The sequence below is a fragment of the Arthrobacter sp. efr-133-TYG-120 genome (genome assembly GCF_030209785.1).
In the GTDB taxonomy this organism is placed as follows: domain Bacteria; phylum Actinomycetota; class Actinomycetes; order Actinomycetales; family Micrococcaceae; genus Arthrobacter.
In genome coordinates, this window is record NZ_JARVRI010000010.1 from 70,453 (window position 1) to 92,030 (window position 21,578).

Consider the following 21,578-nt stretch of genomic DNA (forward strand, 5'->3'; position numbering starts at 1 on the left):
CCCAACCGCTAAGCCAAAGGATGACCATGACTTCCACCGCCACCGAATCGGCAACGTCCGCCCGACAGGATGTTGCCGCCGCGCAGCACCTGATCAACGGCGAATGGACCGGAGAACCCGAAATCCAGCGAATCAACCCGGCCCGCCCGGATGAACTCGCTGCCCTCTCCCCGCGAGGCACCGCCGACGACGTCGACGCGGCCATCACCGCCGCTGCCGCCGCCCAGCCGGCCTGGGCAGCCCTGCCCGCCCCCGCCCGCGGCGCCATCCTCATGACCGCCGGCAACCTGCTCCTCGAGCGCCAAAGCGCGATCGCCGAGGACCTCGTCCGCGAAGAAGGCAAAACCCTCGCCGAAGCCAAGGGAGAGGTCAAGCGCGCCTCGGACGTCCTGCGCTTCTTCGGCTCCCTCGGCTGGGGCGCCACGGGCGAAGTACTTCCCAGTGGGCTCCCGGATACCACCATTACCACCCGGCGCGAGCCGCTCGGCGTCGTCGGGCTCATCACCCCGTGGAACTTCCCCATCGCCATCCCGGCATGGAAGGCCGCCCCCGCACTCATCAGCGGTAACGCCGTGGTCATCAAGCCGGCCGAACTCACCCCGCTCTCCGCGACGCACCTTGCCCGCGCCCTCCACGACGCCGGTGTACCCGCAGGAGTCTTCAACGTGGTCCACGGAAAGGGCCGCGTGGTGGGAGACGCTTTGGCACGCGATCCCCGCATCGCCGGGCTGTCCTTCACCGGATCCACCAAAGTGGGGCTTGGGCTCCAGGAAATCCTGAACGCCCGCCGCGCCCGCGTCCAGCTTGAAATGGGCGGCAAGAACGGCGTCCTAGTGCTCGACGACGCCGATCCGCAGAAGGCCGCCGCGGTAGTCGCAGCCGGTGCGTTCGGACTCACGGGCCAGGCGTGCACCGCGACGTCCCGCGTGTATGTCACCCCGGGTGTCCGCGACGCGTTCCTCGAAGCCCTTGTTGCCGAGGCCGCGGGCTACACCGCCGGTGACGGGCTCGACGGCGCCAAGATGGGCGCTGTGGTGAGCAGCCAGCAGTTCGAACAGGACCAGGCAGCGGTGCGCACCGCCGTCGAACGCGGCGCCACCCTCCTTCACGGAGAGTACGACGGCGACCCCTCCGGAGCGCTGCTCTTCCCTGCCGCGGTGCTCACCGATATTGCGTTTGACGACGCTGCCGTGACCGAGGAAATCTTCGGTCCGGTAGTCGCGGTCCTGCAGGTCCCCGATTACGAGGCCGGACTCGCCGCCATCAATGATTCCCGCTATGGCCTCACCGCAGGCATTTGCACCGACTCCCTGGCCTTGGCCACGGATTTCGCCGCACGCGCGCAGGCGGGCGTGATCAAGGTCAACCGTCCCACGGCCGGCCTGGACTTGAACGTGCCGTTCGGTGGCGTGAAGGACTCCTCCACCAACACCTTCCGCGAGCAGGGCAAGTCCGCACTGGACTTCTTCACGTGGGGCAAGACCGTTTACACCGGTGTGTAGCGCGTCATGACCTATGTGATCGCGCAGCCCTGCGTGGACGTCAAGGATAAAGCCTGCATCGACGAATGCCCTGTGGATTGCATCTACGAAGGCGAACGCTCGCTCTACATCCACCCCTCCGAATGTGTGGACTGCGGCGCCTGCGATCCCGTCTGCCCGGTGGAGGCGATCTACTATTCAGACGATGTCCCGGATGAGTGGGCAGATTATGTCCGGGCCAACGTCGAGTTCTTCGAGGAACTCGGATCCCCGCAAGGAGCCTCGGCGCTGGGAAACCTGGGCCGGGACCACCCGGTGGTTTCAGCGGCACACGTCCCGGGCTGACGTTAGGCGGCCAGCCTGGCCTGGATCGCCCGTCGAAGCGACTCCAGGCTGGGCAGGCCCCTTAAGCCATCGGCCGTACGGTAGACGCGACACGCCATAGCCGGTTCCGCGGTGGACGGGTAGAGGTCAGTTCCGTCCACCATGAACGTCGGGGATCCGTGGAATCCGGCCATTTCCGCCTCTTCGTCGCTCACAATCTCCCTGACCGAAATCAAGGCCGGGTTGTTCCCTTCCAGCTCCACGGCCCGGGAGAAAAGTTCGCGGGCCGCCGAGCTGTGGGGACAGTCCTGGATGGTGAGCAATTCGAAATCCATGACCCCATTATCCGGCTTTGACCTGTCCGGCTCACAGCAGGTCGGCGTGATGCTCTGCGACGACGTTCGGATGGGCCCGAAGCCGGTACCGGAGGGCGTTGTCCCCGTAGGTTTCCAGAATCGGACTGTTTGTCGGGTCAACGGACAAGCCACGGGCTTTTGCCTGGAACTCAGGGCTCACGGCAAGCTGTGGCATGGTCGCGTCCAGTGCGGGGTTGTAGAAGAAGGGAAGCGAAATCCGGTCCGTGCCTCGAAGGGGTGAGATGACCCGGTGCAGGGTGGCCTTGAGGTAGCCATTGGTGGCCAGTTCCAGCATTTCGCCGATATTGACCACGAAAGTCCCCGGCACTTGTGGGGCGTCGATCCATTTCCCCTGGTACTCGACCTGGAGACCGCCTTTCCCGGGCTCAACCAGGAGAAGCGTGAGCACTCCCCCGTCACGGTGGGATCCTACGCCCTGCTTGGGTTCCGGGTTCGACTCCCCCGGATATCTCACAATTTTGAGGACAGGGAAAGCGCGCTCGGCGAATGCCGCATCAAAAGTGTCCTCGGGTGCTCCGAGCGAAACTGCCAGTGCCCGTAGCAACGCAAGCGAGATGGTACTCAGCCGTTCGGTCCATTCCGAGACAATGTCCCGCATCTCGGGCAACGCCTCCGGCCACAGGTTGGGCCCCTCCAGACGCCAATATTCGGCAATGCCAGGGCCCGGCTCAACAGCATCGCGCTCGACGCCGATGTCGATCTGCTCGCGCCAGTCGATCCCGCCGTCGGTGAGCTCGCCACCAACGCGGGTGTAACCGCGGAACTGGGGGCTGTGGACATTCTCGATCGCGAGCTTTTCCTCTTCCGGCAGCTCGAAAGAGCGGCGCGACACGTCGAGAATCGCGTCCGTCAACTCCTGCGGGATGCCGTGGCCGGCTAGGTAGAGGAAGCCAACCTCATGCATGGCATCTCGCAGTTCGTCACGGAATCGTGCGGCTTCTTCCGGGCCTGCATCCAGACGTGAGAAATCGATCACGGGCAATGTATCGAGAGTCAATGCACTTCGTCCTTTTCATCGAGTGTCGCCGTCGTGCGGATGATCCCTACGCTTCAGTTCGGCTGTTTGGGACGCCACACGCCGAAACGGTTGCCATGCGGGTCCAGGAGGTGCGCGAACTCGATCGCGCCGTTGTCAACGAACGGAATGGCTACGCTTGCACCGAGAGACTCGGCCCTGGCGATCGCGGCTTTGACGTCGTCAACCTGGACGTAGAAGATCGCCCACGACGTTCCCTCGAGCGAGGTCGTGTCCCACAGCCCGCCCTTGTCGCCATTCACCATCTGGTAGCTGGCAGGAGAGGACTCACCGAAACTCCAGTCGAAGAGCGAGCCGTAGAAGGCCTGCGTGCCCTCCGGATCGGGGGAACCGACTTCGAAGTAGTTCACTATGGAGGCCAAAACTGTTTCCTTTCCACTTCCCTCGCTGAAAGTCGGAAGCCGCCCGCGAGACCTGGGGGCGGCCTTTTCGAATGGTTAGGGCATGACCTTGTAGAGATCGACGACGGTCTCTTCCGGGGGTGACTCGAATCCACCCGCGATGCCCGCCTGCATGCGGGGCATGAGAATGCTGTCGCGGAATTTCTCCCAACTTTCTTTCGACTCGTGGACGGCCATGATCGTCCAACCGCCCGCCGACGGGCCTGCTGCGTGGAAAGTCTGGCCCTCGGGCAAGAGCCCCTCTCCTGGGTGAACAGCGGCTATTGACGCCTCGTATTGGTCCTTGGTGCCTCCCGGGAAGAAGTGCACCACTCCGTACGGCTCCATATCTGCTCCTTGCTGGTGTGGATGGGTGTGGACATGCCAAGCAATAGACCCCGCCGCCCGGGATGTCAATGAGTTTTCAAAAGCGGGATCCACCTCCGGGATTCAGGTCCAGAATTCGTCTGCCTTGGCCGTGTCCTCGAAGAATTCCCGGCCCTCTACGACCTTTCCGTCGCGGAGAACAAAGGAAATGGCAGTTGCAATATCCAGGGTTTTTCCATCGTTTTCTGCGCGGCTTTGCTGGAGCCCGATGGTGTGGCTTTCTCCACCGACGATGTCCTGGACCGCGGCTTGGAAGGTACCCTGGGAACGTGCTCCCAGCTCGCCGAAATAGGCCAGAATGGCGTCGCGTCCTTGCTTAGTGCCGGACAGCACGCCATTCCCAGCTGCGTACCAGACTGCGTCCTCAGCGAACAACTCGCTGAGTGCCGCCAGATCACCCGTGTTAAAGGCCTCATATCCCCGCCGGACCAATTCGGCGTTTTCTGTAGCTCCCATGTTCGGATACCTCTCCGTCATCCTCGTAGGTCAATGGGACGGCTTAAGGCTATTCCTGGGCAGGGTGCCTGTCGATGGGAAAGAGCTTGAGTTGGGCGACCACGCGAACGCCCGCCGCCGGCGATTCGGTGGCAAGCTTGACCACAAGGGGCCGCACCTGGATGGAGGGTAAGCCGTGATTGATACCGCTGAAGCCGTTCTTCACGACGGCACGACGATTCCCATCGCCATCCACGGAAACGGACGCGCCCTGATGGTTCCGGCCCGTTTCGCCCCTTATCCGCCGGAGGAAGCCGAAACGATGCGCCGGTGGGGCGCAGATCCGGATCTGGGACCCAATCTTGTGAACGGACTCGCGCGATCCCACCGCGTCATCGTCGCCGATTATGAAAGCCACCGGATGGCCCACCCCGCACCGGACACCCTTACTCCACGGAATGTCACGGCTGATCTCCTTGCCATCGCCGATGCCGCTGATGCCGGCAGCTTCGCCTATTACGGCTACTCCTGGCTGGCACTTTGTGGCTTGCAACTAGCAATCCGCACTGACCGGCTCTGGGCGCTAGTGATGGGCGGCTTCCCACCCCTCGATGGACCCTACGAGAGCATGTTGGCGGTCACGCGAGCAGCACATTCCATGTCCACACAATCTGCCGACGTCGTTCCTTCACCGACCGCCGACGTTGAGCCTGGAGATTGGGATTCGGTGCCCGTTCAAACGAACAAAGCACAAACCCGACAATTCGTCACTCTCTACGAGGCCCTTCAAGACTTCGACGATTCCGCCGCCGAAGTCCAGCCGGGTTTGCCCCGCCTTGCCTTCGCAGGATCGGACGATCTGATCGATTACGGCCCGGCATGGGGCAACGTTCATGTAAAGATCGGCGAGCCCCTGACGACACACAAGCAAGAACTCATTGACTCCGGGTGGGATGTCCACGTGCTTCCTGGCCTTGATCACATCGGAGCGATGCGTAGCTCCGTCGTCTTGCCGCTCCTGACGGACTGGCTCCGGAAGGTCGGCTAGGCTGCGCCCTCTTGAGACAGGTCCGGGCCGGTGGGACGATGAAGCGGTGAATCCCTTCCTCGAATTCGTCAGCCACAACTGGTGGCTGATCTTTCCGCTGAGCGGATTGGCTGGCGGGTGGGCGCGGTCCTGGTCCAGGGCCAGCGAAAGGCGGCACCGCCGTCGGGTGGAGCTCTATCAGCTCAAGAACCGCGCGGCGGAAGCGGAGCACGCCAGCCAGGCCGAGGTGGTGCGGCTGCAAGAAGCACACGACGCCGTGAACAGGCGATGGCTCGAATACGAACTCGACATCGCTAAGCTCATCGATTTTCCGGTCATGTCCGATGTCCGCGAACCGCTCACCGTGGAATTTCTTCGGGCCAAGCGGGATGCTGACGGTCTGCGTCCGGCAACTCCGGGAGAAATCACGACGGCGGCCCGGCTGGCTGAGTATCGCGCGGCCGTCCGGAGCTTCGAGCTGGCGTTCGATGTGGCGGAACGGGAAGCCAAGCGCATCAAGGACAGCAACTTCACCGAGCCCGAGCGCCAGCGGCTGGCGACCGCCAGGAAGCTGCTGAGGATCGCTTCTGACAGTGCAGCGACGCCGGCGGAGCGACAGACCGCCTACAAGCGCGCCCGGCGCGAATTGGATGGGCTGATTGTCCTGCCCGAAGCGACCATCGCCGCCCTGGAAGAGAAGATCGCTGGAATACTCGACGCCCCAAAGGCTCCGGACTTCCATCAAAGCTGAGAGGAACCGATCTCAGTGTTTCAAGCGATGGATGATCACATACTTGTGGTGCTTCCGGTGTCGAGTCTTGGAACGACGTGGAGTCAGACCTAGAGGGGGTAACCCAAGGGCTTTCCGCCTGGCTGAGAGCCGAATATTTGCGTAAATCAGGAAGAAGATGAAGCCCAGCGATGGGATGAGCAGCACGAATATCCACGGTAAATTGCCCACGGCGCGCCTCCTATGCTCAGTCTCCGACCCGGCACAGCCGTCGTCAAGATTGCGCTATTAAGTGGTGGACGCCGCGTCGGCTGAGACAAAGGGCTATCCACGGGACCATGCTAGGCGTAGCTTTTTTCTCATCCCGGCACGTCTAACTTGGCCCGCAGCCGGTACCTACCAGGAGGTCATCATGGACAACCTATTCGGACGCGGCGGACTTGGAGTACCGGAGCCGCTCCGACGCTTCCTTCAAGGCGAATCCGACCCTTCGCTCCGCATCGAGCAGTACCAAGAGGGGGACACGCTCGTTGTCAGGGTGGATCTGCCTGGAATCGACCCCGAGACCGACGTCGACATCAGCATTGCCGACGACACCCTGCATATCGAGGCGCGGCGCGAGGAGGATGCCGAACACGTTGACAAGAAGGGCTACCGCACCGAGCTCCGTTACGGCGAACGGTCCCGAAGCATCCCGCTGCCCCGCGGAGTGAGCCAAGACGGCATCGTCGCGACGTATGAGGATGGCGTCCTGGAAATCCGCATCCAGCTCCCCGAACAGTCAGAGCCGCAGACCACGAAGATCCGCGTTGTCCGTACGGCTGGCCACGAAGCCAGTCAGTCTCCGGAGGAGCCGGGGAACTAGCCCAGCCGAGGACGCGGGCCTAAGGGCCTCCGTCCCGCCCGTTGAGTCTCCGCACTTTCTGAAGCAGGCGGGCCGGTCCTTTGCCTTGGGGCGCAGGCGCCTCCGGGGCCGTATCGGGCATCGCGAGGACAGCGATGACTGTGAGCGCGGCGCTCACAAGCACGGCGAGAAACACTGCAGCAGACGCCAAGACAACCGCCTGCGAATTCTTCCCGCCACCGGGGCTGCCGGCGTAGATCGCATTAGCCACGGCGCCGAAAACCGCGACGCCAAGAGAACTGCCGATGGATCGCGCAAAAAGGTTGGTGCCCGTCACCACTCCGCGCTCGTGCCATTCGACGCTGGACTGGGCGGCGATCAGGCTCGGGGTTGCCAGAAGCCCAAGTCCGAGTCCCGCGACAAAGCAGCTGCCCGCGACGAGCACCAGGTTCGGTGTGTAGGCCGTCACGGCGAGGGCCGCCGAACCGATGAGGGTGACGGTGATCCCGATCAACGCTGTTGCCCGGAAGCCGATCCGTAGATAGAAACGGCCCGACTGAGAAGCACTGATGGGCCAGCCGATGGTCAAGGCTGCCAATGACAGGCCCGCAGCCAATGGCGACACCGAAAGCGCACCTTGAAGGAAGGTCGGAACGTAAGAAGTGAGGCCAAGCACGATTGCTCCGGCCCCGAAGGAGATCAGGGCGGTCGTGGCGAGAAGGCGCCTCGAAACCACCCACGGCGGAAGGACGGGCTCAGCTGCTCGTCGCTCGACCAGGACGAAGGCAACGAGTAACACTGCACCAAGGGCGAACACCGCGATGCTGATCGGAGAATCCCAGGCCCATGCCTGTCCACCCTCCAAAGCCCCGAGGATGGTCAAGGTCAACGTGACCGTGAGAAGGACGGCTCCCAGATAGTCGACGTGGTGCTTTACCCGTTCGATGTTCTCCTGGAATTTTTGAACCAGCATCCACGCCGCCACGAGGCACAGCGGAATGTTGACCAGGAAGATTCCGCGCCACACTCCAAGCGAAGCGAACACGCCGCCCAGTGTTGGGCCGACAACCGACGAGGTGGCCCACACGCTGGCCAGGTAGCCTTGCACCTTTGCACGCTCGGCGAGGGTGTAGATATCGCCGGCGATGGTAATGGCCACCGGGAGGACCGCGCCGGCACCCAAGCCCTGAACCACGCGGAAGGCAATGAGCGCAGGCATGCTCCACGCCAAGCCGCAGAGGATCGATCCGATCAGGAAGAGTCCAATCCCGGTGAGAATGATCGGCTTGCGACCTGCCATGTCGGAAAGTTTCGCGTACACCGGAACGGAAACGGCCTGTGCGAGCAGGTAGGCGGAGAAAAGCCACGGGAACGAGGCAAACCCGCCGATTTCATGCACAATCGAAGGCACCGCAGTCGCCACAATGGTGGCATCGATCGCGACAAGGCCGCTCGAGAGCATCAGGGCTATGAGTATCGGGCCCCGCTTGGATCGGAAGCCTACGCCGTCGCTTTCAGTTGCCATCTCCGGGCCTGTCTTTCCCCTATGCCGCGGCGTATCCTAATTACGTTCCCGGCACCGGCCTCGGCCGGCATTCTTGTCTGCACCCACCATTTTTCCCTGCACCCACTTAGTTAGGCGCCATCCATGGAGATGAACATCAGGGACCACTGGGACATGCTCAGCCCCGAAACGCGGCATTGGCTAATCGACAACCCTGGATGCGTGGTCTTGCCGCGGACCCTCACGGAGATACTCCATAAGGAAACCGGCATCACCCCGGATGCCGACCAGCACAGCCAGGTCAGCCTCTCCCCCGAGGATCTGAGGTTCCTCCGGGCCAAGTCTGAAGAAAACACGGTCCGGCCGACGTAATCGATGCCAGGGCACTCGACTGCGTCAGTCGTCGTCGTCATCCGCTGGCACCGGTGGTTTGGCCGCCTCGCGTAGCGGTCCCACTGCGCCGTCCGCGCCGTAGTCCCCCTCCGCGTACTGGCCGATTTCCGACTCTGCTGTGCGCCCCGGAACTGTTCCTGCGTCACCGAGGTCGGCTTTTGCGTAGCGCCCGGATTCCTTGGCTTTCCCACCCAAGGGTTCGGGCAAGCCGCCTTGGCTGCCCGCCGCTCCGTAGTCTCCTTCGCTGTATTGGCCTTCTTCGTCTTCGGAGTGCCGCCCGGGTTCCGTTCCCGTCTTGCCGTACTCCCCCTCGACGTAACGGCCCCTGAGTTCCGGTTCCTCGCGAGCTCCGCTTGTCTCATCTTCAGTGGGTTCTTCGACGCCGCTGCTGTCGGACATGATCTTGCCTTTCCCGCAACCAACCTTGCGTCTCTTCGGCGCCCCTTAAGTTTATCGAGGGGTTTTGCGGCACAACAGGGCGCTGGACCTAGGGACTCTGAAGTGCCAGTTTTGGTTCGTAGCTTTCGAGCCCGACGCTTGCCCTCACGAGTGCCCGCAGTTCCGCCAATCTTCCGTTGATGGCTCCTGCCGCCCGGGCCTGGATCAGGACGTTTCCGAGGGCCGTGGCTTCCACGGGGCCGGCGACAACCGTCTTGCCGGTGGCATCGGCGGTGAGCTGGCACAACAGCCTGTTTTGCGAGCCCCCGCCCACGATGTGGACCACGGACGTCTGCTTGCCGGACAGTTCTTCGGCGCGCGCCAGGGTCCTGGCGTAGGCGGCCGCGAGGCTGTCCAGGATGCAGCGCACGACGGCGGCCGGCCGGTCCGGGAGGACGGCACCGCCGGCGCGGACCGCGGCCCGGATGCGCTCGGGCATGTTGTCCGGGGCGATGAACGCGGGATCGTCGGCGTTGATTTGGGGACCGGCGGCGGGAAGTGCCGCCGCGGACTCCAGGAGCGCGGCGAGTTCCTGTCGGTGCCCTTCGGCCGCCCACGTGCGTTGGCATTCGCTGAGCAGCCACAGGCCGCCCACGTTGCGCAGGTACCGGACGGTTCCGTCGACGCCGCGTTCGTTGGTGAAGTTGGCCAAACGGCTTGACTCGTCCAGGACCGGGCTGTCCAGCTCAACGCCCACGAGGGACCAGGTGCCGGAGGAAATGTAGGCGAAGTCTTCCTGCCGGGCCGGAACGGCCGCCACGGCCGAGGCGGTGTCGTGCGATCCCACGGCAACCACCGCAGTCTCCGCGGGCAACCCTGTCCGGGCCGCGATCTCCGGCAGCAGCGTGCCTACGGTTTCGCCCGGCTGGATGATGGCCGGGAACAGGTTTTTGGGCAGGCCGAGTGCCCTGAAGAATTCGGTGGCCCACTCCCCCGTGACGGCGTCGAAAAGCCCGGTGGTGGAAGCATTCGTGGCCTCGGTACGGCGTTGCCCCGTCAGTTTGAACGCAATAAGGTCCGGAATCAACAGAGCCTGGACGCCGCGCAGTTCACGCTCCGTGGCGAGCTGGTAGATGGTATTGAACTGCAGGAACTGCAGACCCGTGGTGGCATAGAGCCGCGCCGGGTCCAGGACCTTGTGGACGTCCGCGACGGCGGTGCGGCCGCGCTCGTCGCGGTAGCTGAACGGCTGGGTCCGCAGGACACCGGAGGCATCCACGAGTCCGTAGTCGACGGCCCACGTGTCGATCCCGATACTGGCAATCCGATCCCCGCTTGCGGCGGCCGTTTCGGCGGCCGCCGCAAGTCCCGTGAGCACCTCACCGAACAGGGCGTCGAAGTCCCAGTGGAGTCCGCCGTCGAGCTCCACGACGCCGTTGGGGAAACGGTGCACCGTTTCCAGCGAGACCGTTTTTCCGGACGCGGGCCCGCCGGTGACCCGGCCGAGCATGACGCGCCCCGAGGACGCTCCGATATCGACGGCGGCGAAAACGCCGGCGCCGGCCTCCTTCCCGCTCATCGGAGGAAGGCTGCTGCGACGCCCGCGTCGACCGGGATGTGCAGGCCGGTGGTGTGCGAGAGTTCGTTGCTGGTGAGCACGGCGGCCGCGTTGGCGACGTGCTCGGGGAGGACTTCGCGTTTGAGCAGGGTGCGTTGGGCGTAGTACTTGCCCAGTTCCTGCTCGTCGACGCCGTAGACGGCGGCGCGTTTGGCGCCCCAGCCGCCGGCGAAGATCCCGGAGCCGCGGACGACGCCGTCGGGGTTGATGCCGTTGACGCGGATGCCGTATTCACCCAGTTCCGCGGCGAGGAGCCGGACTTGGTGGGCCTGGTCTGCCTTGGTGGCGGAGTAGGCGATGTTGTTCGGGCCGGCGAACACTGAGTTCTTGGAGGAAATGTAGACGATGTCCCCGCCGAGGCCTTGGTCGATCATGACCTTCGCCGCGGCCTTGGAGACCAGGAACGAGCCCTTGGCCATGACGTTGTGCTGCAGGTCCCAGTCCTTCTCCGTGGTTTCCAGCAGGGGTTTGGAGATCGACAGGCCGGCGTTGTTGACCACCAGGTCCAGCCCGCCGAAGGCCAGGACGGCTTCCTGGATGGCTCCCTGCACCTGGGTTTCGTCGGTGACGTCTGCCTGCACGCCGATGGCGACGTCCGCGCCGCCGAGTTCGGCCGCGACGGCCTGGGCGTTGTCCAGGTTGAGGTCCGCGATGACCACGCAGGCGCCTTCCGCGACAAGACGGGTGGCGATCGCCTTGCCGATGCCCGACGCCCCGCCGGTCACCAAAGCGATGCGCGTGGCGTGGGACTTGGGCTTGGGCATCCGGGCGAGCTTGGCTTCCTCGAGGGCCCAGTATTCGATCCGGAACTTCTCGGATTCCTCGATCGGGGCGTAGGAGGAGATGGCCTCGGCTCCGCGCATCACGTTGATCGCGTTGAGGTAGAACTCCCCGGCGACCCGTGCGGTCTGCTTGTCCTTGCCGTAGGAGAACATTCCGACGCCGGGGACCAGGACGATGGCCGGGTCCGCGCCGCGCAAGGCGGGGCTCTCTTCGTCCGCGTGGCGGTCGTAGTAGGCCTGGTAGTCCTCGCGGTACGCGGCGTGCAGTTCCGTCAGGCGCGCGATGCTCTCCCCGATGCCGGCGCCGGCGGGAAGATCCAGGACGAGCGGCTTGACCTTGGTCCGCAGGAAGTGGTCCGGGCAGGAGGTGCCCAGCGCCCCGAGGCGCGGATGCTCGGCGCCTTCGAGGAATTCCAGGACCCGCGGGTCGTCGCTGAAGTGGCCCACCTGCGGTTTGTCGGCCGAGGCGAGGCCGCGGATCACCGGGGCCAACGCGGCCGCCTTGGCTTTCCTTTCGGCTTCCGGGAGCGCACCGTAGCCGGGGAGCGTGGCGCCGAAAGGCTCGGCTTTGCCGTTCTGGGCGATGTAGCGTTCGGCCTGTTCGATGATCCAGAGGGAGTTGGCTTCGGCTTCCTCGCTGGTGGCGCCCCAGGCGGTGATGCCGTGGCCGCCCAGGATGGTGCCGATGGCCTGCGGGTTGGCTTCCTTGATCGCGGCGATGTCCAGTCCCAGTTGGAAACCGGGGCGGCGCCAGGGCACCCACACGACCTTCTCGCCGAAGACCTTCGAGGTCAGGGCTTCGCCGTCCACCGCCGTCGCGATCGCGATGCCGGAGTCCGGGTGCAGGTGGTCCACGTGCGCGGCGTCCACGAGCCCGTGCATCGCGGTGTCGATCGACGGCGCGGCGCCGCCCTTGCCGTGCAGGCAGTAATCGAAGGCGGCCACCATGTCGTCTTCGCGCTCGACGCCGGGGTAAACGGCCTTGAGGGCCTGCAGCCGGTCCAGCCGCAAAACCGCCAGGTTGTCCGCCTTCAGCGTGCCCAGGTCACCGCCGGAACCCTTGACCCACAACAGCTCGACGTCCTCCCCGGTCACCGGGTCCTTCTCCGTGCCCTTCGCCGAGGTGTTCCCTCCGGCGAAGTTGGTGTTCCTTTTGTCCGCGCCCAAGCGGTTGGAACGGGCGATCAGTTCTTCAACAGTCTTGTTGGTTGTGTTCTGCATATTCATGCCTAAGCGCCCCATCCGGCTTGCTGGCCGCCCACGCGGTCCTCGTTGATCTTCTTCTGGTAGCCGCTCGCCTTGAACGCGGTCATCGGGTCCGCGGGCAGGCCGCGCGATTCACGCCACTCAGCCAGGACCGGCCGGACATCCGTGTAGAAGGCGTCGTTGAAAATGCCGTTCGCGGCAAGGACGTCGCCTTCACGCTGCGCCTCGGTGAGCGCGTCCGTGTCGATGAGCAGTGCCCGGGCCGTCATTTCCTGGACGTTGAGCACGGAGCGGATCTGGCCCGGAATCTTCTCCTCCAGGTTGTGGCACTGGTCCAGCATCAAGGCCACGCCCGAATCCTGTCCGAAGCCCCCGCCCCGGATGACTTCGTGCATGATGCGGAACAACTGGAAAGGATCCGCGGCACCAACGATCAGGTCGTCGTCGGCATAGAAGCGCGAGTTGAAGTCGAAGGAGCCCAGCTTGCCCAGGCGCAACAACTGCATCACGATGAACTCGATGTTGGTTCCCGGGGCATGGTGGCCGGTATCCAGGCACACGAAGGCCTTCTCCCCCAGAGCCAGCGTCTGGGCATAGGAGGTACCCCAGTCCGGAACGTCCGTGTGGTAGAAAGCCGGCTCGAAGAACTTGTACTCCAGCACCAGGCGCTGGTTTCCGCCCAGTCCCGCGTAGATCTCCTGGAGGGATTCCGCGAGGCGGTCCTGCCGGCCGCGCATGTCATCCTGGCCCGGGTAGTTGGTGCCGTCCGCCAGCCAGACCTTCAGGTCCCGGGAACCCGTGGCGTGCATGATCTCGATGCACTCCAGGTGATGATCGATCGCCCGGCGGCGCACCCCGGCGTCGGAGGACGTCAGGGAACCGTACTTGTATTCGTCCTCCTGGAACGTGTTGGAGTTGATGGTCCCCAGCCCGACGCCAAGGTCCGCCGCGTACCCGCGGAGGGCGGAGTAATCGTCCACCTTGTCCCACGGGATGTGCAGTGCCACAGTCGGTGCAAGCCCCGTCAGCTCGTGGACTTTCGCGGCGTCAGCCAGCTTCTCCTGGATGGTCCGCGGGGTGCCGGGCGTACCGAACACCTTGAATCGCGTGCCCGAGTTGCCGTAGGCCCAGGACGGGACCTCGATGGCCAATTCGCCGAGGCGGCCGAGGGCCGCTTCCGTCGTGTTCATGGTTTTTCCTTCTGTTGCCTGTGCGTCGTCTTCGAACAGCAGTGCGTTTCTTTTGAATCAATTCCGTCTTGAATCGTTTCATTCAAGAACCTACTCACACGGTAGGGCCTGCTTCCATGGCGTGTCAACAGTCAATCCCGGAGATCGCCGATCGAACCACGTAATATTGATCAAGCGGTTTGATTCGATTCATCAATTGGGAGGTAGAGCGTGCCAAGCGGCCCGGGAGCAAAGCTGACTGACGTCGCCGCCCTTGCCAGAGTTTCGGTCGGAACAGTTTCGAATGTCCTCAACCGGCCGGACCAAGTCTCGTTCGACAAGAGGACCCGCGTTCTTGCCGCCATCGAAGAGCTGGGATTCGTGCGGAACGAATCAGCCCGCTCACTGCGGTCCGGCTCCACCAGGAGCCTCGGCATGTTAGTGCTGGACGTGCGAAACCCCTTCTTCACCGATGTCGCTTTGGGCGCTGAAAACGTCGCCGAAGACCACAAGCACTCCCTGATACTGGCCAACAGCGCCGAAGACGCCGGCCGCGAGGAGGCCTATCTGGACCTCTTCGAGCAGCAGCGGGTCCAAGGCGTCCTCATCACGCCGTTCGGACAAGTTCTTCAACGGCTGGAAAGAATGCGCGACCGGGGTATCCCTTCTGTACTCGTCGACAGGCTCGCAAGCACGGATCAGTTCTGCTCGGTTTCGGTGGACGACGTCGCCGGCGGCGCCACTGCCCTGGAGCATCTCGTCAGTGTCGGCTCGGTACGCCCTGCATTCGTCGGCGGCCCCTTCACCCTGCAGCAGGTCGAGGACCGATACCGGGGTGCCGCCGACGCGGCCGCACGTGCCGGAGTCCCGCTTCAACTATTCGAAACGCCCGATCTGAAATTCGAACGCGGACGCCGGATTGGAGATCTTATCGGGAATCTCCAACCTGACAAGCGCCCGGACGCCGTGTTTGCCGCCAACGATCAATTAGCCCTAGGGCTTTTGCAATCCTTCGCCGCGAACGGGCTCCGCGTGCCCGAGGACATCGCCATCGTCGGGTTCGACGACATCGATTTCGCCTCCCAGTCGAGCATCCCACTCAGCTCCATCAGTCAACCGAGGCAGCTGATCGGCGAGCGTGCCGCCCAACTCCTGTTCGACGAAATCGACGCCGAACCCGGCCACGTGCACAGCCAAGTGGTGTTCACGCCGGAGCTCGTGGCGCGGCAGAGCACCCTGCGCCGCTAAGCGGAACCCTTCGATCCGGCCGTCGGCACCAGATCGCCCTTTTCGGATGAAATGAGCGATATGTAAGTCTCCAGTTGGGACCGAAGCTGATCCGCCGAGTGATGTTCCGGCGTCAGCGTGGCCGTGATCTGGGCACCGAGCGCAAACGTCATGATCCCGCCGACGATGTCGTCGTCGTTGAGACCTTCTTTCAGTTCGCCGAGTTCCCTGGCTTCACGGAGCTTGTCGAACAGGGCGTCACGCCATTGCTCCATCGAGGAATCATGCAAGGCGGCCTTCGCCGGGTCCGTCAGTGCGCGCTGCCAGAAGGCGATCGCGATTCGCGCTTCGTTTAGCCGCTCGGCGTCGAGCGGCAATATTTCATGGCAGTAGCTGCGCAACGCCGACAGTCCCCGCAGGCCGGCGGTGGAGTCGCTCATGCGGCTATTCGTCTGGTTGAAGACGTGGCCGAAAGCAAACGTCAAGAGATCGTCTTTCGTGGGGAAGTACGGCTTGAGCGCGCCGTTGGCAAAGCCCGCTTCCGTTGCTATCTCGCGCATCGTGGCACCCTCGATCCCCCGGCTTGCGATGATCCGCCACGTGGCTTCGACCAGCTCCACCCGGCGCTTGTCGTGGTCTACGATCTTCGGCACTATTTCCCCAAATCTTTTTTCTACAACCGTTGTGACTCAGATTACGCGATGCTATTCTCTACACACATAGAAAATAAACCGCCACTCACAAAGGCCTTCCATGAGCACAACCTCCTCTCCAGAAATCGCCGACATGGCTGAGATTGCCGGACTGTCTCCGTATGCCTTGACCAGTGCCGAAGACATCACTGCCGTCAGGGGCATTTTGGCCGACGCCGGGCTCTTCGACGGATCCATCCGGATCGCCTACCTTGGCCTCCTTGACCCCCCTCGCGATTCAGGAGCGGGCGAAACGGAGACTCCGGACCGCAGGTTCAGGGCGTTCCTGCACAACGTCTTGAGCGGTGCGGCGAAGGACGTCGTGGTCTCCGTGACACACCAGGAAGTCGTCTCGAAGGTAGATCTTGACACCTCGGTGACGGGCGAGCTTCCGGTCATCGAAGAAGAATTCGAGGTGGTCGAAGAGATCCTCGCCCAGGACGAGCGGTGGCTCAAGGCCTTGGCTGACCGGAACCTCGACGTCAGCAAAGTCAGGGTCGCTCCCCTTTCGGCCGGCGTCTTCGAGTACCCCGAGGAGAAAGGCCGCCGGATTCTGCGCGGCTTGGCATTCGTCCAGGAGTTCCCCGAGGACAGCGCCTGGGCCCACCCCGTGGATGGGCTGGTTGCCTACGTTGATGTCGTCAGCAAGACGGTGGACCAGGTCCTGGATTTCGGCGCCGTCCCGGTGCCGGCAGAACATGGCAACTTTACGGACCCGGAGCTGACCGGACCGATGCGCACCACGCAGAAGCCGATCCACATCACCCAGCCGGAAGGTCCGAGCTTCACCGTCCACAATGGAAACCACGTCGAGTGGGAGAAGTGGAGCCTGGACATCGGCTTCGATGTCCGGGAAGGCGTCGTTCTGCACAATGTAGCGTTCGACGACGTCGATCGCCGTCGCAGCATCCTCAAGCGGGCTTCCATCGCCGAAATGGTGGTGCCATACGGCGACCCCTCACCCGTGCGCTCCTGGCAGAACTACTTCGATACCGGCGAATACCTCGTGGGCCAATACGCTAACTCGCTCGAGCTCGGCTGCGATTGCCTCGGCGAAATCACCTACCTCAGCCCGGTAGTCAGTGACGCGTTCGGCCGGCCACGGGAAATCCGAAACGGAATATGCATGCACGAAGAGGATTGGAGCATCCTCGCCAAGCACAGCGACCTCTGGAGCGGCGTGAACTACACCCGCCGGAACCGCAGGCTCGTCATCAGCTTCTTCACGACTATCGGCAACTACGACTACGGCTTCTACTGGTACCTCTACCTTGACGGCACCATCGAGTTCGAAGCCAAGGCCACCGGCGTCGTCTTCACGAGCGCCCACCCCGGAAAGGGCTACCCGTACGCCTCGGAGCTCGCCCCGGGCCTTGGGGCGCCCTTCCACCAGCACCTCTTCAGCGCCCGGCTGGACTTCGCCATCGACGGCTTGAGCAACAGGGTCGAGGAAGAGGACGCCGTCCGGGTACCGATGGGAGAAGGCAACGAACGGGGCAACGCCTTCGCCCGCCGTCGGACGGTGCTTAAGAGCGAGTCGGAGGCCGTGCGCGAGTCTGACATGGCGGCGGGACGGGCCTGGATCATCTCCAATCCCGACTCACTCAACCGCCTGGGCGACCCCGTGGGATACAAGCTCCACGGACAAGGCCATCCCATGCTCCTCGCCGATCCCCAATCGTCCATCGCCCAACGCGCAGCCTTCGCCACGAAGGACCTATGGGTGACCCGCTATGACGCGAACGAGCGCTACCCCAGCGGCGACTTCGTCAACCAGCACTCCGGAGGAGCCGGACTGCCGGCCTACATCGCCCGCGATAGGGACATCGACGGACAAGACATCGTCGTATGGCACACCTTCGGGCTGACCCACTTCCCCCGCCCCGAGGACTGGCCGATCATGCCCGTCGACACGGTGGGATTCAAACTCCGCCCCGAAGGTTTCTTCGACCGGAGCCCCGTACTCGACGTTCCGCCGTCGAAACCCGCCTCAGGCGGCCACTGCCACATGGAGGCCCAGAAATGAGTTTAACAACCGGGAAAGAGACCACTGAGGTGGGCCAACCTCATCATCATCGACGTCGTCTCGGCGTCCCTGCGGTGACCTTCATGATCATCGCCGCCTCGGCTCCGCTCACTGTCCTCGCCGGCGGCGTGACGACGACGTTTGCCGTCACCGGAGTCACTGGCGTGCCGCTGTCCTTCCTGCTGCTCGGCGGAACCCTCGCCGTGTTCGCCGTCGGCTACGCGGCCATGAGCCGGTACGTCGTCAACGCCGGCGCCTTCTATTCCTACGTGGCGCAGGGCATCTCCCGGCCGGTCGGCGTCGGGGTTTCCATGGTGGCCCTGATGGCCTACAACTTGATGCAAGTCGGCATCTACGGCCTCTTCGGCTTCACCGTCTCAAGCCTGATCAACGAACGCTTCGGCATCACCGTCCCGTGGTGGATTCCGGTGCTTGTCTGCATCGCCGTCGTTGCATTCCTCGGCGTGAACCGCGTGGACCTGTCAGCGAAGGTCCTCGGGGTGCTCGTCGGCCTGGAGTTCCTCGTGGTGATTGTCTACGACGTCGTCTCCTTTGCCGTGGCCCCCGAGGGAGTCAGCGGAGCGCCGCTCAGCACGCAGAGCCTTTTTGTGCCGGGCGTCGGGGCGGTCCTCTCCTTCGGCATCGCGGCGTTCATGGGATTCGAATCGGCCGCGATCTACGGCGAGGAAAGCAAGGACCCCAAGCACACCGTAGCCCGGGCTACGTATACCGCGGTGGCCATCATCGCCTTGTTCTACGCCGTTTCCTCGTGGGCCATGGCGGTCGGAACCGGACCGTCCGCAGTGGTGGACGCTTCCGCGAAACAAGGACCGGACCTGATGTTCGGTTTCCTCAGTGACCATGCCGGCGTACTTCTCGCTGACCTGGCCCGCCTGCTCTTCGTCACCAGCCTCTTCGCAGCTCTCGTCAGCTTCCACAATGCCGCAGCCCGCTATTTCTTCTCCCTGGGCCGGGAACAAGTCCTGCCGCGCAAGCTGGGCGCAGTACGGCGGCACAGCGGCGCCCCCTACGCCGGGTCGATCGCCCAGACGGTGATCGCCGTCGTGGTCACGGTGGCTTTCGCCATCGCGGGGACCGGATCATCGCTGGGCGACCTCTACCCTGTCCTGACCATGTTCACGTGGCTGACGAACGACGGCGCCATGGGACTTGTCCTCTTGATGACCGTTGTCTCGCTGGCGGTCATTGGGTTCTTCCGCAAGAACAGGCATGACGCTGGAATCTGGACCCGCCTGATCGCCCCTGCCCTGGGGTTCGTGCTCCTTGCGGCGATCTTCGTGCTGATCGTGGTCAACTTCAACGTACTGCTCGGCCAAAACGAGACCAATGCGCTGACGCTCGTCCTGCCTGCCACGATCATCGTGCCCGGGCTGGTGGGGATCGCCTGGGCGTTCCGCCTCCGCCGGAGCAACCCGGCCGTGTATCGGCGGATCGGTCACGGCGAGGAGGGGCCGGCGGCCGTCCATCTCGGCGACGAAGACGACGTGTAGCGCCGGGACTGACGACTTGTGAACAACATGCACACAACCCTTTCGATCGTCATGCTCGCTTGCTGTGCCCTCGGAATCTGGAGCCCGATGCGTGAAGGATTGGTCAGGAACCTTAGCCAGTGGGGGCCGATGGCACTCATGCTCATTGCGATGGCGGACACAACCGTCGGGCCAGGCATTGTGCCGGGCGTCGTGTGGGGCCTTCTCCTGCTCCTCACGTCCCCTCTTCCGCTGGTGCTCTTGCCCAAGGATCGCCGGGGCGGCATGGAAATACACCGCTCCTTGTCCATGGTGGCCATGTTCGCCATTTTCGTCACAACCCTTCCCACTGTCCCGTCAAGTTCTGTACACCAAGCACATGCGCATTCAGGACTCGGTGGAGCGAATCCGGCCCTGGCAGTTGCCCTCGCGGCAGCGGTCATCGCCTACTCAATCGCCCTGGCCGCCCGAACCCTTCGACCAAATGGCCGCGGACACCGTCGTCACGCGTCTGCATCGCTTGAGGCGATCTCTTCGGCGGGCGCCTTGGGCGCCATGATCCTGATGGCCGTCTGACCGCAAGTGCCTTGTCCATAGAAACCATTACCAACTCAGAGTGGAGTAAACCCTTGGAAAGCTACGACGCCCTCCTCGCTTCAATCACCCCGACCACCGGCGAAAGCCGGACCATTATCGACCCCGCCACGGGCACCGTTGTCGGCGAGGCCCCGGTTCACACGGTCGACGACCTCGAACGCGCGGTCGCCGCCGCCCAGGCGGCCCAACCAGCGTGGGCCGCTCTGGGCCACGACGTCCGCTCCGCCGCGCTCCTCAGGGCGGCAGACGCCGTCGAACGCTCCGCCGAGGAACTTGCCCGCCTGCTCTCCCGCGAGCAAGGCAAACCGCTCAACGGCCCCAACGCCCGCTTCGAAGTCGGCGCCTGCGCGGCCTGGCTCCGCGCCACCGCCGCCACCCCGCTCGAGGTGGAAACCGTCGTCGACGACGGCGAAACCCGCGCCGAACTCCACTACCGGCCCATCGGCGTCGTCGGCGCGATCGGCCCCTGGAACTGGCCCATGATGATCACCATCTGGCAGATCGCCCCCGCCCTCCGGATGGGCAACGCCGTCGTCGTCAAACCCTCCGAATACACACCCCTGTCCGTGCTGGCCCTGGCCGCCGTGATCAACGAAGAACTCCCCGAAGGCCTCCTCACGGTGGTCTCCGGCGGCCGGGACGTCGGCGCCCGGCTCGCCGAACACCCGGCGATCGGCAAGGTCATGTTCACCGGATCCACCGCCACCGGCAAAGCCATCATCCGCTCCAGCGCGGACACGGTAAAGCGCCTCACCCTCGAACTCGGCGGCAACGACGCCGGCATCGTCCTGCCCGATGCAGACCCCAAAGCCATCGCCGAAGGACTCTTCTGGGGTGCCTTCATCAACACCGGCCAGACCTGCGCCGCACTCAAGCGCCTCTACGTCCACGACTCCCTCTATGAAGCAGTGTGCACCGAGCTTGCTGCCATTGCCGCCGCGATGCCCATGGGGGTTGGCTTAGACGAGGCGAACGTGCTGGGACCGCTGCAGAACCGGCAGCAGTACGACATCGTCGCGGAGCTCGTGGATGCCGCCCGCGATTCCGGCGCCCGCATCCTGCTCGGCGGCAACCCCGACGACGGCCAGCCCGGCAACTTCTACCCCACCACCCTCGTAGCCGACATCGACAACAGCAACCCCCTCGTCGCCGAGGAACAGTTCGGCCCGGCCCTGCCCATCATCCGCTACGGCACCGTGGACGAGGCCGTCGCCATGGCGAACGCGCTCGACGTCGGACTCGGCGCCTCCGTCTGGTCCTCCGACCTGGACGCTGCCCGTGACGTTGCCGCCCGCCTTGAGGCCGGAACCGTATGGATCAACAAACATGGCAACGTCGACCCGCGGGTCCCCTTCGGCGGCGCCAAGCAATCCGGCTATGGCCTGGAATTCGGCGTCGAAGGCCTCAAAGCCCTCGGGGTCCCCCAGGTGATCAACGGCTGACCCAACTGACTAGCAGTTGTTGTCGTTTTGAGG

General features: G+C 64.0%; 22 protein-coding genes. 11 read left to right on the forward strand and 11 right to left on the reverse strand.

All coding sequences use genetic code 11. From position 1 onward, the window contains the following. Positions 1–26 precede the first annotated feature (26 nt). Positions 27–1,502 carry an aldehyde dehydrogenase family protein gene (locus QRN51_RS06035; RefSeq protein WP_284989054.1) on the forward strand — a complete coding sequence of 492 codons (1,476 nt, stop codon included), beginning with the start codon at positions 27–29 and terminating at the stop codon, positions 1,500–1,502. 6 nt (positions 1,503–1,508) lie between these two features. Next, the gene (fdxA, locus tag QRN51_RS06040; RefSeq protein ID WP_059389976.1) at positions 1,509–1,826 is read left to right on the forward strand and encodes a ferredoxin; all 318 of its coding nucleotides are present in this window, start codon (positions 1,509–1,511) and stop codon (positions 1,824–1,826) included. Positions 1,827–1,828: 2 nt separating this feature from the next. On the opposite strand, the gene QRN51_RS06045 is transcribed toward fdxA, so the two are convergent. The 5 genes from QRN51_RS06045 to QRN51_RS06065 form a co-directional block, all read right to left on the reverse strand. Continuing rightward, positions 1,829–2,140 carry a hypothetical protein gene (locus QRN51_RS06045; protein WP_284989055.1) on the reverse strand — a complete coding sequence of 104 codons (312 nt, stop codon included), beginning with the start codon at positions 2,138–2,140 and terminating at the stop codon, positions 1,829–1,831. 31 nt (positions 2,141–2,171) lie between these two features. Then, positions 2,172–3,179 carry an isopenicillin N synthase family dioxygenase gene (locus QRN51_RS06050; RefSeq protein WP_284989056.1) on the reverse strand — a complete coding sequence of 336 codons (1,008 nt, stop codon included), beginning with the start codon at positions 3,177–3,179 and terminating at the stop codon, positions 2,172–2,174. A gap of 53 nt (positions 3,180–3,232) precedes the next feature. Beyond that, positions 3,233–3,580 carry a VOC family protein gene (locus tag QRN51_RS06055; RefSeq protein ID WP_059389973.1) on the reverse strand — a complete coding sequence of 116 codons (348 nt, stop codon included), beginning with the start codon at positions 3,578–3,580 and terminating at the stop codon, positions 3,233–3,235. A 75-nt stretch (positions 3,581–3,655) separates the two neighbouring features. Then, on the reverse strand, positions 3,656–3,946 hold the full coding sequence (locus tag QRN51_RS06060) for a hypothetical protein (protein ID WP_059389972.1): 291 nt from the start codon (positions 3,944–3,946) through the stop codon (positions 3,656–3,658). A gap of 102 nt (positions 3,947–4,048) precedes the next feature. Next, positions 4,049–4,441 carry a nuclear transport factor 2 family protein gene (locus QRN51_RS06065; RefSeq protein ID WP_284989059.1) on the reverse strand — a complete coding sequence of 131 codons (393 nt, stop codon included), beginning with the start codon at positions 4,439–4,441 and terminating at the stop codon, positions 4,049–4,051. A 175-nt stretch (positions 4,442–4,616) separates the two neighbouring features. Between QRN51_RS06065 and QRN51_RS06070 the strand changes: the two genes are divergently transcribed. The 3 genes from QRN51_RS06070 (at position 4,617) to QRN51_RS06080 (ending at position 7,042) form a co-directional block, all read left to right on the forward strand. Then, positions 4,617–5,468, forward strand: a complete 852-nt coding sequence (locus tag QRN51_RS06070) for an alpha/beta hydrolase (RefSeq protein WP_284989061.1) — start codon at positions 4,617–4,619, stop codon at positions 5,466–5,468. A 46-nt stretch (positions 5,469–5,514) separates the two neighbouring features. Further along, positions 5,515–6,198 (forward strand): hypothetical protein, encoded by a 684-nt coding sequence (locus tag QRN51_RS06075; protein WP_059389971.1) that lies wholly within the window; start codon positions 5,515–5,517, stop codon positions 6,196–6,198. Positions 6,199–6,589: 391 nt separating this feature from the next. Beyond that, a complete protein-coding gene (locus QRN51_RS06080) occupies positions 6,590–7,042 on the forward strand; it encodes an Hsp20/alpha crystallin family protein (protein ID WP_059389970.1) in 453 nt (150 codons plus the stop codon). A 19-nt stretch (positions 7,043–7,061) separates the two neighbouring features. Here QRN51_RS06080 and QRN51_RS06085 read toward each other — a convergent pair whose 3' ends face one another. Beyond that, positions 7,062–8,546, reverse strand: a complete 1,485-nt coding sequence (locus tag QRN51_RS06085) for an MFS transporter (RefSeq protein WP_284989064.1) — start codon at positions 8,544–8,546, stop codon at positions 7,062–7,064. A gap of 123 nt (positions 8,547–8,669) precedes the next feature. Between QRN51_RS06085 and QRN51_RS06090 the strand changes: the two genes are divergently transcribed. Further along, positions 8,670–8,897: a hypothetical protein gene (locus tag QRN51_RS06090; protein ID WP_253257550.1), complete on the forward strand. Its 228-nt coding sequence runs from the start codon at positions 8,670–8,672 to the stop codon at positions 8,895–8,897. Positions 8,898–8,921: 24 nt separating this feature from the next. On the opposite strand, the gene QRN51_RS06095 is transcribed toward QRN51_RS06090, so the two are convergent. From QRN51_RS06095 to rhaI, 4 genes are all read right to left on the reverse strand, one after another. Next, positions 8,922–9,317, reverse strand: a complete 396-nt coding sequence (locus QRN51_RS06095; protein ID WP_284989066.1) for a hypothetical protein — start codon at positions 9,315–9,317, stop codon at positions 8,922–8,924. 88 nt (positions 9,318–9,405) lie between these two features. Further along, positions 9,406–10,875, reverse strand: coding sequence for a rhamnulokinase (locus QRN51_RS06100; RefSeq protein WP_284989068.1), 1,470 nt, complete (start codon positions 10,873–10,875; stop codon positions 9,406–9,408). Then, positions 10,872–12,917, reverse strand: a complete 2,046-nt coding sequence (locus QRN51_RS06105; RefSeq protein WP_284989069.1) for a bifunctional aldolase/short-chain dehydrogenase — start codon at positions 12,915–12,917, stop codon at positions 10,872–10,874. Before QRN51_RS06105 ends, QRN51_RS06100 begins: the two co-directional genes overlap by 4 nt. Before the next feature lie 8 nt (positions 12,918–12,925). Next, positions 12,926–14,092, reverse strand: coding sequence for an L-rhamnose isomerase (gene rhaI / locus QRN51_RS06110; protein ID WP_284989070.1), 1,167 nt, complete (start codon positions 14,090–14,092; stop codon positions 12,926–12,928). Between the two features lie 210 nt (positions 14,093–14,302). Between rhaI and QRN51_RS06115 the strand changes: the two genes are divergently transcribed. Further along, positions 14,303–15,319: a LacI family DNA-binding transcriptional regulator gene (locus QRN51_RS06115; RefSeq protein WP_284989071.1), complete on the forward strand. Its 1,017-nt coding sequence runs from the start codon at positions 14,303–14,305 to the stop codon at positions 15,317–15,319. Here QRN51_RS06115 and QRN51_RS06120 read toward each other — a convergent pair. Continuing rightward, on the reverse strand, positions 15,316–15,951 hold the full coding sequence (locus QRN51_RS06120; protein ID WP_059389965.1) for a TetR/AcrR family transcriptional regulator: 636 nt from the start codon (positions 15,949–15,951) through the stop codon (positions 15,316–15,318). The genes QRN51_RS06115 and QRN51_RS06120 overlap by 4 nt on opposite strands. 133 nt (positions 15,952–16,084) lie before the next feature. Here QRN51_RS06120 and QRN51_RS06125 point away from each other — a divergent pair, with 133 nt between their 5' ends. From QRN51_RS06125 to QRN51_RS06140, 4 genes are read left to right on the forward strand one after another with little or no spacing between them, the layout of a single operon-like run. Continuing rightward, positions 16,085–18,016, forward strand: coding sequence for a primary-amine oxidase (locus QRN51_RS06125; protein ID WP_284989245.1), 1,932 nt, complete (start codon positions 16,085–16,087; stop codon positions 18,014–18,016). Next, entirely contained in the window at positions 18,013–19,527 is a 1,515-nt protein-coding gene (locus QRN51_RS06130) for an APC family permease (RefSeq protein ID WP_284989072.1), read from the forward strand. Before QRN51_RS06125 ends, QRN51_RS06130 begins: the two co-directional genes overlap by 4 nt. Before the next feature lie 27 nt (positions 19,528–19,554). After that, positions 19,555–20,082 carry a hypothetical protein gene (locus QRN51_RS06135; protein ID WP_284989073.1) on the forward strand — a complete coding sequence of 176 codons (528 nt, stop codon included), beginning with the start codon at positions 19,555–19,557 and terminating at the stop codon, positions 20,080–20,082. Between the two features lie 53 nt (positions 20,083–20,135). Beyond that, complete coding sequence (locus QRN51_RS06140; protein ID WP_284989074.1) at positions 20,136–21,545, forward strand: aldehyde dehydrogenase family protein; 1,410 nt, start codon at positions 20,136–20,138, stop codon at positions 21,543–21,545. The last annotated feature ends 33 nt before the right edge of the window (positions 21,546–21,578 follow it).

What these genes read in the sequence shown, in the direction of transcription:
- QRN51_RS06130 (WP_284989072.1), top strand. Translation starts at nt 18,013, where the DNA reads ATGAGTTTAACAACCGGGAAAGAGACCACTGAGGTGGGCCAACCTCAT.
- QRN51_RS06135 (WP_284989073.1), top strand. Translation starts at nt 19,555, where the DNA reads ATGCACACAACCCTTTCGATCGTCATGCTCGCTTGCTGTGCCCTCGGA.
- QRN51_RS06060 (WP_059389972.1), bottom strand. Translation starts at nt 3,946, where the DNA reads ATGGAGCCGTACGGAGTGGTGCACTTCTTCCCGGGAGGCACCAAGGAC.
- QRN51_RS06125 (WP_284989245.1), top strand. Translation starts at nt 16,085, where the DNA reads ATGGCTGAGATTGCCGGACTGTCTCCGTATGCCTTGACCAGTGCCGAA.
- QRN51_RS06085 (WP_284989064.1), bottom strand. Translation starts at nt 8,546, where the DNA reads ATGGCAACTGAAAGCGACGGCGTAGGCTTCCGATCCAAGCGGGGCCCG.
- QRN51_RS06080 (WP_059389970.1), top strand. Translation starts at nt 6,590, where the DNA reads ATGGACAACCTATTCGGACGCGGCGGACTTGGAGTACCGGAGCCGCTC.
- QRN51_RS06095 (WP_284989066.1), bottom strand. Translation starts at nt 9,317, where the DNA reads ATGTCCGACAGCAGCGGCGTCGAAGAACCCACTGAAGATGAGACAAGC.
- rhaI (WP_284989070.1), bottom strand. Translation starts at nt 14,092, where the DNA reads ATGAACACGACGGAAGCGGCCCTCGGCCGCCTCGGCGAATTGGCCATC.
- QRN51_RS06065 (WP_284989059.1), bottom strand. Translation starts at nt 4,441, where the DNA reads ATGGGAGCTACAGAAAACGCCGAATTGGTCCGGCGGGGATATGAGGCC.
- QRN51_RS06035 (WP_284989054.1), top strand. Translation starts at nt 27, where the DNA reads ATGACTTCCACCGCCACCGAATCGGCAACGTCCGCCCGACAGGATGTT.
- QRN51_RS06105 (WP_284989069.1), bottom strand. Translation starts at nt 12,917, where the DNA reads ATGCAGAACACAACCAACAAGACTGTTGAAGAACTGATCGCCCGTTCC.
- QRN51_RS06100 (WP_284989068.1), bottom strand. Translation starts at nt 10,875, where the DNA reads ATGAGCGGGAAGGAGGCCGGCGCCGGCGTTTTCGCCGCCGTCGATATC.
- fdxA (WP_059389976.1), top strand. Translation starts at nt 1,509, where the DNA reads ATGACCTATGTGATCGCGCAGCCCTGCGTGGACGTCAAGGATAAAGCC.
- QRN51_RS06090 (WP_253257550.1), top strand. Translation starts at nt 8,670, where the DNA reads ATGGAGATGAACATCAGGGACCACTGGGACATGCTCAGCCCCGAAACG.
- QRN51_RS06045 (WP_284989055.1), bottom strand. Translation starts at nt 2,140, where the DNA reads ATGGATTTCGAATTGCTCACCATCCAGGACTGTCCCCACAGCTCGGCG.